Below are 15,873 nucleotides of genomic sequence, written 5' to 3' on the forward strand. Positions count from 1 at the left end.
GCCGGGTCCGGCTTGTCTTCTCATGTCAGGACGGGCCGGGTCTCGCGCCGGCCGAACTCGGCCTCCAGCGCGAGACCGGCCCGCAGCAGGTTCGCCTCGCCGAAAGCGCGCCCCACCAGCTGCACCCCGATGGGCAGGCCGTTGCCGGCGAACCCCAGGGGCACGGACAGGGCGGGGTGTCCGGTGACGGCGAACGGGATGGTCTGCATGTCGTTGGCGAGCTTCGGCGGGGGCCAGTCGGTGCCGAACGCGTCGACCCGGGCCGCAGTGGTCTGTCCGCAGGCGGTGACCAGCACGTCGTACCCGGCGAAGATCCGCCGGTCGAGCGCGGCGGTGAGCTGCCCGCGCACCTCGTGGGCCCTGCGCAGTTCGGCCGGCCCGACGCCCGCGCCGGGCATCAGCTTCTGGTAGGTGTAGCGGCCGAACGAGCGGGGCGAGCGGCGCAGGTTCTCCTCGTGCACCGCGAAGCCCTCGGCCATGAGGATGACGCGGCCGCAGGCGTCGAAGATCTCGTACGGCGGCAGATGGCACTCCTCGACGATCGCGCCGAGCTTGTCGAGGTGGTCGAGGGCCCGGTCGATGCTCTCGGTGATCTCGCCGAGGGTCCCGGGGTCGGCCGCGTACCAGTCCTTGGCGTACGCCACGCGCAGTCCCTTGACGTCGCCGTCGAGGGCGCCGAGGAAGTCGGGCGCGGGGGTGTCGCGGGTGCGGGCGTCGCGGGGGTCGGGGCCCGAGACGACCTGGAGCGCGACGGCGGCGTCGGCCACCGTCCAGGCCAGCGGCCCGAAGTGGTCCATGGTGGGTGCCAACGGGGTCGCCCCGTGGCCGGAGACACTGCCGTACGTGGGTTTCAGGCCGACCGCTCCGCAGTGGAAGGCGGGGCCGCGCAGCGAGCCCGCCGTGTCGGAGCCGAAGGTGACGCGCAGGAACCCGGCGGCCACCGCCGCGCCCGCTCCCGACGAGGAGCCGCTGGTGATGTGGTCGCTGTTCCACGGGTTGCGGGCCGGCGGGAAGGGCAGGTCGTGGCTGGGGCCGCCGAAGGCGAACTCGTAGGTGGCCAGTTTGCCCAGGAGCACGCCGCCGCCGGCCCGCAGGCGGGCCTCCATGGCGCTGTCCTCGGTGGCGGCGCCGTGGAGGGTGAGGTGGGAGTGGTTGGTGGTGGGCAGGCCCTGGACGTCGAGGATGTCCTTCAGGGCGTAGGGGATGCCGTGCAGCGGGCCCCGGTCGGTGCCGGCCCGCAGTTCGCGGTCGGCCCGGGCGGCGCGGCGCAGCGCGAGGTCGCGGGTGACCAGGACGAAGGCGTGCAGGTCGCCGTCGTGCGCGTCGATCAGGCTCAGCGCGTGCTCCACCAGCTCCACCGAGGTGAGGCGTCCGGCCCGCAGCAGCGCGCCGGCCTCCACGACGGACAGTTCGGTGAGGGCGCCGGGGTCCGCGGTGACGGTCTCAGACATCGGAGACCTCCACTGCGCGCAGCAGCTCGCTCATCGCCCGCAGGGAGCGCGCGCCGGCCAGGACGCCGGGGGCCAGATCGGGCGGCATCACGATGTCGCGGCGCGCCAGGGCATCGGTGAACTCCCGGTCGGCGGACGCCAGTTGGGCTTCCTGGGCGTCAGGGGGTCCGGCGCTCTCCTGTGTGCCGGGCTGTGCCACGTACGGTCGTCCCTTCGGTGTGGTGGATGCCTGCCGCGTCACCAGGTGGGCGCAGGTGATGAGGTCGAGCGAGGCGTGCCCGGTGGAGCTGAAGACGGTGGTGCGCCCGGGCAGACCGGTGTGGTCGCCGCTCACCAGGGATTCCAGGTCGATGGCCCCGCGGTGGATCTCGCCGGCTTCGGCGACCGCGATCTCGATGTCCTCGACGACGAGCGCGGCACGTTCCATGAGCGTGCGGGACACCTCACGCGAGTCGGTGGTGTGGGCGCCCATGCAGTTGATGTGCACATGGGGCGCGAGCCGCGCCGCGATCGGCAGCGGCCGCACGGATGTGGTCGCCGTGGAGATGACGTCCGCGCCTTCGGTGGCCTCCCGCGCCGAAGCGCAGACCCGCACGCGCGCCGAGGGGTCCGCGCGCCGCACGCGTGCGCACAGCACGTCGGCGTGGGCGGCGGTGCGCGAGTGGATGCGTACGTCGGTGATCGGGCGGACCGCCGAGACCCCGAGGTACTGCTGCCAGGCCTGGACGCCCGATCCGATGATCGCGAGGCTCGTGGCGTCAGGAGCGGCGCAGCAGTCGGTGACCAGCGCCGTCACGGCCGCGCACTTCAGGTCGGTGACGAGTGCGCCGTCCAGTACGTCCAGCAGGTCCCCGGTAGCGGTGGAGAACACCGGAACCACCGAGGTCACGGTGGGGCCCGGGCCGTCGGTGATGGTGGCGGTCTTGTTGACGCACAGGCCGAGGTCGGCGCTGACGGCCGGCATGGAGAGGAACCGGGTGCCGTGGCCGTCCTCGACGACCTCGCGCAGCGGCACGGCCATCCGCCGCACCGCGCCGCCGCGCAGGCTCCGCCGCATCAGCGCGGCGACGGCCAGCACGTCGGTGCGGTCTCCCGTGCCGCCGTGCCCGGTCATCTTGCCGTGCGGGGTCATCCGACGTCCGCCAGCACCTCGAGGAGGTCCGTGGCGAAGCGCTCGGTCAGCTCGGTGGGCATGTCGCCGCGCAGCATCATCCGCACGCCGGCCTGGCCACGGGCCACGATGGGGAAGAACATCGCGGAGCAGTAGTAGCCGCGCCGGTAGAGCTCGGTGGAGAGGCGTACCGCCCGGTCGTTGTCGCCGACCGTCACGAACTTGATGTGCGACCCTTCGCCGCGCAGGCCGTGGCCGGCGAGCCGCTTGTCGAACAGGGCGATGTTGTGGGCGAGTTGGCGCTGGCGCTCACCGAGCAGGGGGCTCCGGTGGACTTCGAGCGCGCCGAGGGCCGTGCCGATCGCGGCCGTCCGCAGCCCCTGCGACCAGGCCAGTGGCCCGCTCCGGTACAGGAAGTCGAAGAGGTCGCGGTCGCCGACCATCGCGATGCCGCCGGTGGCGCCGAAGGCCTTGGCGATGGAGGCGACGACGATCGTACGGGGGCCGAGGGTGTCGAACACGGTGCGGGCGTAGCCCAATCCGCGCTCGCCCATGGCGGACAGGGCGTGCGAGTCGTCGAGGTAGACGAACATGCCGTACCGGTCCTGGAGGTCCTTGATGCCGGACAGGTCGGCCTGGCCGCCGGTGGAGTAGACGCCCTCGGCGACGTAGGCCACCCTCGGGTAGCGCTTGCAGACGTCTTCGAGGAACTGCGTGTCGTTGTGCGGGCAGGTCATCACCAGCGTCTCGTCGGCGATGACCGGCTTGAGGAAGTTCATGGAGAAGTGCGCGAACCGGTCGAAGACCACGACGAGCGGTTCCCCGTCGGTGAGGTGTCCGGAGGCGAGCAGCGGCAGGATCGCCGCGCTGAGCACACCGCAGGACACCGACGGCAGCACCTGGGCGCCGAAGTGCGCGCTCAGCTCCTCCTCCAGGCGTTCCATGATGCCGAGCCGGATCCGGAACTCCCCCATGGAAAGGCCGGTGATCTGCTCCTGTTCCAGCGCGGCGCGCCCGGCCTCGACCACCGTGGGGTGGCTGTTGAAACCGAGGTAGGAGCAGGACGAGAGGTTGGCGAACTCGTGCCCGGTGCGCAGGTCGCGCAGCCGGTTCTGGCCCTCGACGGCCTCGACGACGAGGCCGAGCATGCCGTGCTCGCGCGACAGGCCCCAGGCCTCCTCGCCGGCCGGCACCATCTTGCGGTTGTTGCGGTAGCGGTGGGGTCCTGTGATGTCCGCGACGTCCGTGATCTCTTCGCTCATCAGGCGCCCACCGCCTGGGCGCGGAGCCAGCCGCCGAGCCGGTTCACCGCTTCGCGTGCCTTGCCCAGGCGGGCGTGGTGCAGGTGCCACACGTGCACCATGCCGGGCCACACCTCCAGGACGCCGGTGCCGCCCGCGCGGCGCAGGCCGGCGGCGAAGCGCTCCGCGTCGCTGAGCAGGATCTCGCGGCTGCCCACCTGGAGCAGCACCGGGGGGAGCCCGGCGAGGTCCCCGAACAGCGGGGACACATACGGGTCGGTCCGGTCGGTGTCCCCCAGGTAGGAGGAGGTCACCAGGTCCACGACCGGCTTGTCCAGCATGGGGTCCTCATGTTCCAGGGTGCGGTAGCTCTCGCCGCTGCCGGTGAGGTCGGTCCACGGGGAGACGCAGGCCGCGGCGGCCGGCAGCGCGATCCCCGCGTCGCGCAGCCTCAGGAGCGTCGCGAGCACCAGGCCACCGCCCGCCGAGTCGCCCGCCAGGACGATCTCGCCGGCCGTGAGCCCGTCGTCCAGCAGGCTCCGGTAGGCGGCCACGGCGTCGTCGAGCGCCGCCGGATAGGGGTGTTCGGGGGCCCGCCGGTAGTCCACGAAGAACGTGCGGCAGCGGGCCGCCCTCGCGATCTCGGCGACCATGAGGCCGTGGCTGCGCAGCGATCCGTACACATAGCCGCCGCCGTGCAGGTAGAGCACGGTCAGGCGCCCTTCGGCGTTCGGCGGGGTCAACAGGTGGCCGCCGTCGCGCTGTTGGACCACGATGTCGTCGGCGATCGGCATGCCCCACGCGTCGTAGAACAGCCGGGCCCTGCCGATGTCCATCGGCCACTCGTCCGCGGCGAGCGCCGCGAGCAGCGCGTCGAGCTCCTGGTGGTCGTGGTCGGACATGGCCGGCACCGTGAAGTGCACGGAGGTGCTCATCGGCCCGTCCCTACGGGGTCCACGCCGCGGTGGTAGCGCTCGCGCGCCGCCTCGTCGGGGACCTGGAGGCTCGGCTGGGGGATCTCCAGGCGGTAGTGCCGGTACCACTTGTCCAGTTCCACGCCCTCGGCGAACTGGTACTCCAGGTGCCGGATGGGGCGGCGCGCCGGCAGCTTCGCGTCGGCGGGGCGGGGCTCGGAGCCGGCGTGCGCGAGGCCGCCGTCCACCTCGTTCAGGAGCACCACCATGACCAGGTCGGCCGAGAGGTCCACGTCCACGGCGGCGGCGTAGCCGTCGAGGACGGGTCCTGCGTGCTCCTCGCGGACGGCGACGTTGAAGCTGTGCGGCATCAGCTCCAGCAGGTCCGCGGGGTCCACGCCCCGCTCGCGGCAGTAGGCGCGGGTGTCGCAGACCAGCGGGATGCCGCCGACGATGTTGGTGTTGGGGCCGTAGATGTTCCCGATGAAGGGCGTGCCGGCGTCGAAGTGCACGCACTTGGTGGTCAGGAACTCGCGCTCGGTGGTGTGGTCGCCGTTGGGCGTGAAGTGGGTGTTCTTGTTGTAGCCGTCGACGTCCATGCCGGCGATCCGGTCGTAGTCCATCTCCACCGGGCTGAAGCGGGCGACGTCCACGCGCTCGCCGAAGGCGCGGAACAGGGACTCCAGGTAGTCGCGGGCGAGACCCGCGTGGTCCTGGTCGCGGATGTCGAGGCCGTGGCGCGCCAGCGTCTTGGCCAGGCCGTGGCAGACGGCGACGCCGTCGCCCTCGGCGACCAGGCGCACCAACGTGGAGACGATCTCGTCCCCGACGGCCTGGAGCCGGCCGTCGGCCAGCCGCGTCTCGTGGGCGGAGACGTCGATGATCACGTGCTGCGGAAGCTTCTTCATGGGATCCCCCCGTTACTTGGTGCGGGTGTTCGACTGGGCTTCGGGTGCGTGGAGCTGGAGCATGCGCTGGGCCCTCAGCACGAAGGGCGGGGCCAGCACACGGTCCTTGTCGACCGCGAAGCCGTACGGTGTGGAGTCGTAGTCCTCGACCACGCTGCGGAATGCGGCGAGGGCGTCCGGGCCGACGGTGAACGTCTCGGCGATGACGTCGACCTGCCGGGGATGGATGGCCGCCTTGCCGGTGAAACCGGCGTCGCGGGCCGCCCGGCACTGCGCGGCCACGACGTCGAGGTCGTGGAGCTCGAAGGAGTTGGTGTCGATGGCGGGCACCTGGTGCCTGGCCGCGGCGGCGCACAGCCGGGCCCGGGCGTGATCGAGGTAGAAGGCGTTCTCGGCGTACAGGTCCGCGGTCAGGTCCGCCTGCCCGAAGCACAGGCCGTCGCTCACCGAGGCGATCTCCAGGGCGTTCTCGACGGAGTCGACGCTCTCGATGAAGCTGCATATCTCGGGCGGGTTGGAGGTGTGGGACAGCAGCGAGCGGTAGATCATCACGTCGCCCGGACCGGAGATCTTCGGGATGAAGACCACGTCGAGGGGGATGCCGCCGATGCGGGCGTCCATCGCGATCACTGCCCGCAGGTCCTCCAGGCCGTCGGGCGTCGCCAGGGTGTTCACCCGCAGGCCGAGCGCGGGAATGCCGGAGCCGGTGAGGTCCGTGCTCGCCAGCAGCGCGCGTGCCTCGGCCTTCCTGCCCGGATGGATGGAGTCCTCGAGGTCCAGGACCAGCATGTCGGCGCGGACCTTGCCGGGCCGGGCGACCGACGCGAGCAGCAGCGCCGGGGTGTACAGCAAGCTTGCGTAGGACTTCATCGCGCGCCTTCCCTCCCGAACAGCAGATTCATCTTCTGAAGTGAGAAATCCTCGTAGCGGATCGGCTCGTACTTGGGGGCGCGGTCCGCGGCGAACTTGGGGAAGCACTCGATGACGGTGTCGTCGTTGGCCAGCTTGAAGAACACGATGGACTGGCGCTGCCGGTCCGCCAGGCGCACCCGGTGGGGCGTCGAGACGTATTCGTCGTTGGACCAACGGGCCATCAGATCACCGATGTTGACGATGAAGCTGTCCCGTTCCTGGACGTCGATGTCCAGCCAGCGTCCCGCGCGGTCCTGGAGCTGGAGCCCGGGGCCGTCCTGGGTGAGCAGGGTGATCAGGGTGCCGTCGGTGTGCTGCCCCATGCCCTGGTCGTTCAGGAACTCCGGGGCGACTCCCGGGTAGAGATGGGAGCGCAGCGAGTCGTTGGAGGTGTTGGTCCGGGTGGCGAAGAAGGTGCGGGGCAGATCCAGGGCGAGGGCGAGCAGTTCGGCGATGTGGCCCGCCACGCTCTCGCAGGCCGCGAAGTACGCCTTCAGACTGGCGCGCAGCCGCTGTCCCGACTCGTCCTCGGGGAAGGGGAGTTCTTCGTCGTCGTCGAGGATCAGCCGTCCGACGCTGAACTTCTCCACGTAGTCCGACGGCATGCCGGGCCTGCCGGTGTAGGCGTAGGCGTTCTCCGACAGCAGGGCGCTGTAGCCGTAGGGGCTGTAGTCGTTGTCGCCGCGCGCGGTCGAGGTGCGCATCGGCAGTTCGCGCTTGGCTTCGAGCGGGAGCTGGAAGAAGCGCAGCGAGGCGATGTAGGCGTCGTCGAAGACCTCGCGGGCGATGCCGTGTCCGCGTACGACGAAGAACCCGGTCTGCCGGCACGCCTGGGAGATCTCCTCGGCGGTCCTGCGCTCGTCGCGGTGGGCGGGGGCCAGGTCGATCACCGGAATCATGCGGCTGCTTCCTTGGTGGGGACGAGAATCGTCCGGTCGAATTCGATCACCGTCACGTCGTCCTGGTTGCGGCCCGTGGTGTGGACGGTCACGATGCCCTGGTCGGGGCGGGTGGCGGACTTCCGGCAGGAGACGATGCGGGTCGACGCGTAGAGCGTGTCGCCCACGAAGACCGGAGCGGTCAGGCGCACGCTGTCCCAGCCGAGGTTGGCCACGCACTTGGAGCTGATGGTCGACACGGTCAGGCCGTTGACGATGCCGAAGGTGACCAGGCTGGAGACGACGATCTTGCCGAAGCCCGTCTGCTCGGCCCAGACCGCGTCAATGTGCAGCGGGTGCTGGTTGAGGCAGAGCAGCGAGCTCCACACGTTGTCGGTCATGGTGATCGTCCGGCCGGGACGGTGTTCGACGATCTCGCCGGGGACGTAGTCCTCGTAGAGCATTCCGCTGTCTTCGCGGTAGATGCCGGGACCGACCGCGAGAAACGAGTTGTTCTTCACCGCTCTCCTTCGTGCAGGCCCGCGCGGCGCAGCGCGGAACGGGCCGATCTGTGGGCCGCGTCCGCGGCGGTGGCTGCCTGGCCGAGTCCCCAGACGGTGCGCCCCTCGAAGTCCAGGGCGATGAAGCAGGTCGCTCGCGCGCCGGCCCGTGCGGCGTCGCCGGTGGGGCGCGGCGGGGTGAAAGCGACGCCGTGCCGCGCGGCGAGCTGGGCCAGGACCTCATCGGCGTCGGCGCCGCCGGGCAGCGCGGGCGCGTCGTCGAGGCCGTACGTCTCCAGGAGCAGCCGCCAGATCTCGGCGCCTTCGAGCTCACGGCCCAGGGCGTCGGTGGTGGCCTGGACCACGGCCGCGAAGTCCCGGCGCAGTTCGACGGGGAGGTCCACGCCCCAGCCCGCCTTGAGCACATAGGCGATACCGCCCTTGCCCGACTGGCCGTTGACGCGGATGATCGCCTCGTAGTCGCGCCCGACGTCCTTGGGGTCGATGGGCAGATAGGGGACCTGCCAGGGCATCTCCTCGACGGCCCTGCCCTCCTGGGCGGCCCGCGCGTCCAGCGCGGCCAGGCCCTTGGCGATGGCGTCCTGGTGGGTGCCGGAGAACGCGGTGTACACGAGGTCGCCGGCGTAGGGGTGGCGCGGGTGGACGGGCAGCCGGTTGCACTCCTCGACGACCGCGCGGACCGCGTCGATGTCGCCGAGTTCGAGCTCGGGGTCGACGCCGCTGCTGAACAGGTTGAGCGCGAGCGTCACCAGGTCGACGTTCCCGGTGCGTTCGCCGTTGCCGAACAGCGTGCCCTCTACCCGGTCCGCGCCGGCGAGCAGCGCCAGTTCGGCCGACGCGACCGCGGTGCCCCGGTCGTTGTGCGGATGCACCGACAGGATGATCGCCTCGCGCCGGTCGAGGTTGCGGTGCATCCACTCCACCTGGTCGGCGAAGACCTGGGGGCCGTGGGTCTCCACGGTGGTCGGCAGGTTGAGGATGAGCGGGCGCTCCGTCGTGGCGTCGACCACCTCGGCGACGCGGCCCGCGATCTCCAGGGCGAGCTCCGGCTCGGTCAGGTTGAAGGTCTCGGGCGAGTACTCGAACCGGATGTCGGTGCCGGGCTCCCGTTCCGCGAGCCGCACCATGTGCTCCGCGCCGTCCACGGCCATCCGCACGACCTCGTCGGCCGTCAGGCCGAACACGACCTCGCGCCACAGACAGGCCGTCGCATGGCACAAATGCACCACCGCGCGGTCCGCCCCCCGAATCGCCTCGAAGGTCCGCTCGATCAGTTCCGCGCGAGCCGGCGTGAATACCGCGACCGTCACATCGTCCGGAATTGCGTCCTTGACGATCAGCTCCCGTACGAAATCAAAATCGTGCGCGCTCGCCGCAGGATATCCAATTTCTATGTCTTTGAATCCCGTCGCGGTGAGCAGATCGAACATCCGCCGTTTGCGGTGGGTGTCCATGGGATCGGCAAGAGCCTGATTCCCGTCCCGCAGGTCCACCGAAGCCCACAGCGGGGCCCGGTCGAGCGCCTTGTCGGGCCACCGCCGCGACCAGCCGACAGTCGGGGAAACGGAGTCCCGCGCATACCGGTGGAACGGCATGGATGACGGATGTTGTGCGGCTGTCCAAGAATCTCGATGAAAGGACAATGGTGATCCCCCTCGCACTTCCGTGCTGCACCTTTCGCGTTCTCAGCGCTTCGAGACTAGGGAGCGCAGGACCCGGCGGGGAAGTAGACCGTCCTCTATACCTGACCCTGGAATCGGGCTATTCGGACACTGGGACCGGACCGGCCGGTTCCACGGTTGACGCCTCCGGTTTGACCACTAGGATTTCGCAGTATTGCCCGGCATCTATTCACCGCCTCATGCGAAATGGCAGGCCATGGCCGAATCGACCAGCTTCGACAAACGCGCCCCGGACACCGTGGGTGCCCCTGTGCGCCCCGGCCGGGTCCTGGCCGTGGCCTGCCTGGCACACGGGATGATCGTCGTCGACACCAGCATCGTCCACGTCGCGATCCCCACCATCCGCGACCACCTCCACGCGAGCCTGCCGGCGATGCAGTTCGTCGTCACCTCGTACGTGGTGGTCATCGCCGGTCTGATGCTCGCGGGCGCGGCGGCCGTGGGGCGCCACGGCGCGGTGCGGATGCTGCGCCTGGGGGTCGCGCTGTTCGGGGTCGCGTCCCTGCTGTGCGCGCTGGCTCCCAACAGCGCCGTGCTCGTGGCCCTGCGGGCGGCGCAAGGAGTGGGCGCGGTCCTGGTCATGCCCGCCGCCCTGGTGATGCTGACCGAGACCTACCGGGACACCGGGCAGCGCGCCAAGGCCATATCCATCTGGTCGATGGTGGCCGGCAGCCCGGTCGCCTTCGGGCCCACGCTCGGTGGCGCGCTGGTGGAGACGGTGGGCTGGCGGAGCATCTTCTGGATCAATGTGCCCTTCGTCCTGCTCGTGCTGTGGCTCTCCAGGCGGCACATGCCGCGGGGCGAGCGGCCGGCCGCCGCCCGCCAACCGCAGGACGTCCCCGGCCAGTTGCTGTCCATCGTCTTCCTCGGCGGCCTCGCGCTGGCCCTCGCCGAGGGCCAGGACCTGGGGTGGAGCCGCCCCCTGCCGGTGGTGGCCTCGGTGACGGCGCTGGCCGCGCTGGCCGCGTTCGTCGTCCGCCAGCGCCGGTACGCGCATCCCATGATCCCGGCGGATCTCTTCCGCGCCCCGGGGTTTCGCAGCTATGTCACGGTCGGCCTGCTGCTCTTCGTCGGCTACAACGGCCTGATCTTCACCCTGAGCGTCTTCCTCCAGCAGGTGCGGGGCTACGATCCGGTCACCGTCGGGCTCTGCCTGCTGTCGTCCGCCGTGCCGATCACTTTCATGCCCCTGCTCGCGGGCCGCTTCGCCACCAAGTACGGGGCCCGCCCGGTGCTGGGCGCCGGGGTGGCGTTCTCGCTGCTCGGCGGGGTGGCGCTCGTGCTCGTCGGCGGCCACGCCCCGCTCGGCACCTGTCTGGGTCTGGTCTTCATCGGCCTCGGCTTCGGCCTGGTGACGGTGCCTCAGATCACGCTGACCATGGCGGCGGCGCCCGGGCACCGCTCGGCCATCGCGTCCGGGCTGCTGTCGGCGGGCCGCTCGACCGGATCGCTGGTCGGGATCTCGCTGCTGGCCGGCCTCCAGTCGGGCGCGGGCATCACCGGCCCCGCCCTCGCGCTCGTCGCCGTCTACGCCCTGATGGGCCTCGCGGCCGCGCTCGGCGCCCGGAAGCTGCCCGCCGAGGCGTAGGGGGTGCCTGGTGGACCATGGCCGGGGGCGCGGCGTCCGGCACGGCACCCTGACCGGCCCTGATCCACCGGACACCCCCTGGCCGCGCCGGCCGCCCGAACCGCCGTAGCCGCGCCGGCCGCCCGGACACCTCCCACCGCACGTTTCCACCACCGGAGCACTCATGTCAGAGCACAAGGCAGGCCATGACGTCGCGTCCAGAATCGCCCAACTGCGCTTGAATGACGGCGAGTTCGTTCGGGCCGCGCCCTCCCCCGAGGTCGCCGGGGCCATCGCGGGACGCACCACGCTGACCGGCGCCATCGCCGCGGCCATGGCCGGATACGGAGACCGGCCGGCCCTCGCCCGCCGCGCCCACCACGTCGTGCGCGACCGAGCCACCGGGCGCGCCGTCCGCGAACTCCTGCCCGCCTACGAGGCGTTGACGTACACCGAGCTGTGGCAGCGGGTGGGCCGGATCGCGGCCGCCTGGCGCGAGGGCGCGAGGGGACTGCGGGCCCACGACTTCGTCGCGACCCTCGGCTTCACCGGCGTGGACTACGCCGTCATTGATCTGGCCTGCATGTATCTGGGGACCGTGTCGGTGCCGCTGGCCACGGGAGCGCCCGCCGCGCGTCTCGCGCCGGTCGTCGCCGAGACGTCGCCCCGGCTGCTCGCCACCGACATCGGCTCGCTGGACGCCGCGGTCGGCGTGGTCCTCGCGTCGGACTCCATCGAGCGACTGGTCGTCTTCGACTACGACCCGCTGGTGGACGAGGAACGCGAGGCGTTCGAGGCGGCCGCGGAGAAGCTGGCCGGGCGCGCCGAGGTGGCGCCGCTGCACGAGGACCTGGCGCGCGGGGCCCTGCTGCCGGAAACCGAGCCGTACGAGAACGACGATCCCGACCGCCTGGTCGGGCTCATCTACACCTCCGGCAGCACGGGCACCCCCAAGGGCGCCATGTACACCTCCTCCATGATCACCAGGATGTGGCACAACGCGCGCGGCGGCCTCAACACCCCCGGCGGCAGCGGCAATCCGGTGATCGTGCTGCACTACATGCCCATGAGCCACGTCAACGGACGCTCCTGGCTGATCAACGGGCTCGCCTCCGGCGGCACCGGCTACTACACGGCCCGCAGCGACATGTCGACGCTGTTCGAGGACATCCGTCTCGCCCGTCCCACGGTGCTGAGTCTGGTGCCCAGGATCTGCGACATGGTGCACCAGCGGTTCCTGCTGGAGGCGGACCGGCTCGGCCGCGCGGGCACCCCCCGCCCGGAGGCGGAGGCGGCCGCGGCCACGCTGGTGCGCGACGGGATGCTCGGCGGCCGGATCGTCTCCGCCCTGTGCGGCAGCGCACCGCTGTCCGACGGCATGCGCTCCTTCACCGCCTCGCTCCTCGGCACCCCGGTCATCGACTGCTACGGGTCCACCGAGACGACCCGGGCCATCGTGGTCGACCAGGTGCTGCGCAACCCGCCGGTGACCGACCACCGCCTCGTCGACGTGCCCGAACTCGGCTACTTCACCACCGACAAGCCCTACCCGCGCGGGGAGTTGAGGGTGAAGTCGGTCGGTCTCTTCCCCGGCTACTACCGCCAGCCGGAGGTCACCGCCCGCGCCTTCGACGAGGACGGCTACTACCGCACGGGCGACGTGTTCGCCGAGACGGCCCCGGGCCGCCTGGTCTACGTCGACCGCATCAACAACGTCCTGAAGCTCTCCCAGGGCGAGTTCGTGGCCGTCTCGGGACTCGAGGCGCTGTACTCCACCAGCGCGGACATCGCGCAGATCTATGTGTACGGAAGCAGCGAGCAGGCGTTTTTGCTGGCCGTGGTGGTCCCCGACGCGGGGCGCCTGGGGCACGTGGACGACGAGACCGTACGGGCGAGGGTGCTCGACTCGATACGGGAACTGGCGCACGGCGCGGGCCTGCACGCGTACGAGATCCCCCACGACGTCCTCGTCGAGCGCCGGCCCTTCAGCATCGCGAACGGGCTGCTGTCGGGCGTCGGCAAAGTGCTGCGGCCCGCCCTCAAGGAGCACTACGGGCCGCGTCTTGAGCGGATGTACGCCGACCTCGCGGCGGGGCGCGCGGGCCGGCTCGCCCAGCTGCGGGCCCGGGGCCATGACGTCACCACGCTCGAAGCGGTCCTGGCCGCCGCGCAGATCACCCTCGGCTGCCCCTTGTCGCTGGTCCGGGCGGACGCCGCGTTCGCGGAGCTGGGGGGCGACTCCCTGTCGGCGCACACCTTCGCCACGGTTCTCGAACAGATCGTCGGCCAGGAGGTGCCCATCCAGGCCGTCCTCGCGCCGTCCTCGACGCTGGCCCGCATCGCCCAGGGGCTCGGCGCCGCCGGGGATCCCGGCGCCTCGGGCCCCACGTTCGCCTCCGTCCACGGCCATGGCGCGCGCGAGGTGCGGGCCGCCGATCTGACGCTCGACCGGTTCCTCGGGGACCACGTGCTCACGGCCGAGCGGACGGCGCCGGATGCCTCGGCCCGCGTCCGCCGTGTCCTGATGACCGGGGCGACCGGCTATCTCGGACAGTTCCTCGCCGTGGAATGGCTGCGGCGCCTGGCCGAGAGCGGCGGGGAGCTGACCTGCCTCGCACGGGCCGCCGACGACACCGGCGCACGGGCGCGCGTGCTTGAGACCCTGCGCGCGGCGGCGGGCGAGGACAGCGCGTGGTTCGAGGCCGCCGCCGCGCGGCACCTGCGGGTCCTCGCCTCGGACGTGTCGGCGCCGAGGCTGGGCCTGGGCGTGGCCGACTGGGAGGCACTGGCCGAGGAGACCGACCAGATCGTGCACGCCGCGGCGCTGGTCAACCACGTCCTTCCCTACCACCGCCTGTTCGTGCCGAACGTCGCCGCGACGGCCACGCTCATCGAGCTGGCCCTCACCCGCAAGGTGAAGCGCTTCGCGCAGATCTCGACGGTGGCCGCCGCGATGCTGCCCGGCGGGCCCGTCCTCGACGAGCGGGCCGACATCCGAACGGCCTCGCCCGTACGGCAGTTGGACGAGTCCGACGCCAACGGCTACGCCACCAGCAAGTGGGCCGGGGAGGTACTGCTGCGCGAGGCACACGAGCGTACGGGCCTGCCGGTCACCGTGTTCCGGCCGGACATGATCCTGGCCCACAGCCGCCTGCCCGGCCGCCTGAACCTCACCGACCGCTTCACCCGCCTGCTCCTGAGCGTCCTCGCCACGGGCATGGCGCCGCGTTCGTTCTACCGGCTCGGCCCCGACGGCGCCCGCGCGCGGGCCCACTACAGCGGCCTGCCCGTCGACTTCACCGCCGCCGCGATCACCGCTCTGACCCTGGGCGCGCCACGGGGGTACGTCACCTACAACACGGTCAACCCGCACGACGACGGCATCTCGCTCGACGCGTTCGTGGACTGGCTGACCGAGGCGGGGCACCCGATCGCCCGCTTCGAGGATCACGCGCAGTGGCACATGCGCGCCCTGGCGGCGATGCGCGGCCTGCCCGAGCGTCAACGCGCCCTGTCCCTGCTGCCGTTGATGGACGCCTACGCCCGGCCCGGCGAGCCCAAGTCTGGCACCGACGCTCCGGCGGCGCGCTTCACCGAGGCGGTCGGCGCGCTCGGCGTCAACCAGGGGGCGGTGCCCTCTCTGTCGCCCGAGTTCATCGCCAAGTGCGTGGAGGACCTGCGCCTGCACGGCCTGCTCTGATTCCGGGGAGCCGGGCGCGAACGCCGCGCTACAGGCGCCGCCAGCGCGCGGAGGCGAAGGAGAAGACGCCGAAGAGAATCAGGCCGAGGGCCACGGCGAGCAGCAGCCAGGGACCCATGGGGGTGTCCGCGAGGCTGCGCAGGGTCGCGTCCATGCCCTTGGCCTGGTTGGGGTCGAAGCGGACGGCTGCCACCAGGACGAAGACCCCGGCGGCGGCGAACACGATGCCGCGCGCCGCGCCGCCGCCCACGCCGAGCGCGGTGACGGCCATCTTCGTACGGGAGTCCATCGTGGCGGTGTTCAGCTGGCGCAGAAAGCGCCGCATGGCGGCCCGCACGGCGAGCGTGAGGCCGACGCCGATCAGGACGCATCCGGCCGCGCCCACCAGGAACCGGCCGAAGGAGAGCCCCAGGGCAGTGGCCGTCCAGTCACGCGACTTGGCGTTGCCGTCCGAGCCCCCGCTGTCGCCGGTGGCGAAGGTGGCGGTGGCCCAGCAGACGGAGGCGTAGAAGACGGCCCGGCCGGCGTCCAGGACCCGTGCGCCGGCCTTGCGGCCGGGCCCTCTGGTGATCACGGCGCGAGCCCCCCGCCACAGCGCCATGCATCCGAAGCCGACCACCAGCAGCCACAGCATCACCTTGCCGAAGGGCTGCGCCGCGACCTGGTTGAGGGCGCCCTGCCGGTCCGCCTGACCCCCGCTGCCCAGGGCTATTCGGATGGCCAGCACACCGATGAGGACATAGACGACACCCCGGGCGATGAATCCCGCCCGCCCGGCGGCGCTCAGCGTCTCGCGCTGCGCGGAGCGCCGGGTGAACCTCCGGTTGACCGAGGCCAGCGCGCGGCTCCCTGCTCCTGAGTGACGTGCGGGTGACGAGCTCACGATGCCCTCCTTCAGGCCCAACGCGCCGTGCGGGACGGCGCGTTGAGACGAAACGGTCAGCCGGTACGGCGGTCACGGGGCGGGGGCACACCCCGCGCGACGCGC

12 protein-coding genes are annotated in these 15,873 nt (G+C 71.6%); 2 read left to right on the plus strand and 10 right to left on the minus strand.

Translation table 11 applies throughout. The features are described 5' to 3' along the window. Positions 1 to 20: 20 nt before the first annotated feature. The 9 genes from ACFYM2_RS05235 to ACFYM2_RS05275 are packed head-to-tail and all read right to left on the minus strand — an operon-like array spanning position 21 to position 9,531. Positions 21 to 1,451, minus strand: coding sequence for an amidase (locus ACFYM2_RS05235; protein WP_358993225.1), 1,431 nt, complete (start codon positions 1,449 to 1,451; stop codon positions 21 to 23). Further along, positions 1,444 to 2,583, minus strand: a complete 1,140-nt coding sequence (locus tag ACFYM2_RS05240) for an ornithine cyclodeaminase family protein (protein WP_388456055.1) — start codon at positions 2,581 to 2,583, stop codon at positions 1,444 to 1,446. The genes ACFYM2_RS05235 and ACFYM2_RS05240 overlap by 8 nt, the downstream gene beginning before the upstream one ends. Further along, positions 2,580 to 3,824, minus strand: a complete 1,245-nt coding sequence (locus tag ACFYM2_RS05245; protein WP_388833490.1) for an aminotransferase class I/II-fold pyridoxal phosphate-dependent enzyme — start codon at positions 3,822 to 3,824, stop codon at positions 2,580 to 2,582. The genes ACFYM2_RS05240 and ACFYM2_RS05245 overlap by 4 nt, the downstream gene beginning before the upstream one ends. Beyond that, positions 3,824 to 4,738, minus strand: coding sequence for an alpha/beta hydrolase (locus tag ACFYM2_RS05250; RefSeq protein WP_388833493.1), 915 nt, complete (start codon positions 4,736 to 4,738; stop codon positions 3,824 to 3,826). The genes ACFYM2_RS05245 and ACFYM2_RS05250 overlap by 1 nt, the downstream gene beginning before the upstream one ends. Continuing rightward, a complete protein-coding gene (locus ACFYM2_RS05255) occupies positions 4,735 to 5,625 on the minus strand; it encodes a hypothetical protein (RefSeq protein ID WP_358993237.1) in 891 nt (296 codons plus the stop codon). Before ACFYM2_RS05255 ends, ACFYM2_RS05250 begins: the two co-directional genes overlap by 4 nt. 12 nt (positions 5,626 to 5,637) lie before the next feature. Further along, positions 5,638 to 6,495 carry an aldolase/citrate lyase family protein gene (locus ACFYM2_RS05260; RefSeq protein ID WP_358993240.1) on the minus strand — a complete coding sequence of 286 codons (858 nt, stop codon included), beginning with the start codon at positions 6,493 to 6,495 and terminating at the stop codon, positions 5,638 to 5,640. Continuing rightward, the gene (locus ACFYM2_RS05265; RefSeq protein ID WP_388833496.1) at positions 6,492 to 7,436 is read right to left on the minus strand and encodes an isopenicillin N synthase family dioxygenase; all 945 of its coding nucleotides are present in this window, start codon (positions 7,434 to 7,436) and stop codon (positions 6,492 to 6,494) included. Before ACFYM2_RS05265 ends, ACFYM2_RS05260 begins: the two co-directional genes overlap by 4 nt. After that, positions 7,433 to 7,879: a MaoC family dehydratase gene (locus ACFYM2_RS05270; RefSeq protein WP_388834234.1), complete on the minus strand. Its 447-nt coding sequence runs from the start codon at positions 7,877 to 7,879 to the stop codon at positions 7,433 to 7,435. Before ACFYM2_RS05270 ends, ACFYM2_RS05265 begins: the two co-directional genes overlap by 4 nt. 53 nt (positions 7,880 to 7,932) lie before the next feature. Beyond that, positions 7,933 to 9,531, minus strand: coding sequence for a 2-isopropylmalate synthase (locus ACFYM2_RS05275; protein WP_388833499.1), 1,599 nt, complete (start codon positions 9,529 to 9,531; stop codon positions 7,933 to 7,935). A gap of 283 nt (positions 9,532 to 9,814) precedes the next feature. On the opposite strand from ACFYM2_RS05275, the gene ACFYM2_RS05280 reads away from it, so the two are divergent. Together ACFYM2_RS05280 and car are read left to right on the plus strand one after the other, a co-directional pair. Beyond that, the gene (locus ACFYM2_RS05280; RefSeq protein WP_388833502.1) at positions 9,815 to 11,206 is read left to right on the plus strand and encodes an MFS transporter; all 1,392 of its coding nucleotides are present in this window, start codon (positions 9,815 to 9,817) and stop codon (positions 11,204 to 11,206) included. Between the two features lie 163 nt (positions 11,207 to 11,369). After that, positions 11,370 to 14,885 carry a carboxylic acid reductase gene (gene car / locus ACFYM2_RS05285; RefSeq protein WP_388833505.1) on the plus strand — a complete coding sequence of 1,172 codons (3,516 nt, stop codon included), beginning with the start codon at positions 11,370 to 11,372 and terminating at the stop codon, positions 14,883 to 14,885. 28 nt (positions 14,886 to 14,913) lie between these two features. Here car and ACFYM2_RS05290 read toward each other — a convergent pair whose 3' ends face one another. Next, positions 14,914 to 15,723, minus strand: a complete 810-nt coding sequence (locus ACFYM2_RS05290) for a DUF1206 domain-containing protein (RefSeq protein ID WP_388456351.1) — start codon at positions 15,721 to 15,723, stop codon at positions 14,914 to 14,916. Between the last annotated feature and the right edge of the window lie 150 nt (positions 15,724 to 15,873).

This window comes from Streptomyces sp. NPDC006711 (genome assembly GCF_042869775.1).
Taxonomy (GTDB): domain Bacteria; phylum Actinomycetota; class Actinomycetes; order Streptomycetales; family Streptomycetaceae; genus Streptomyces.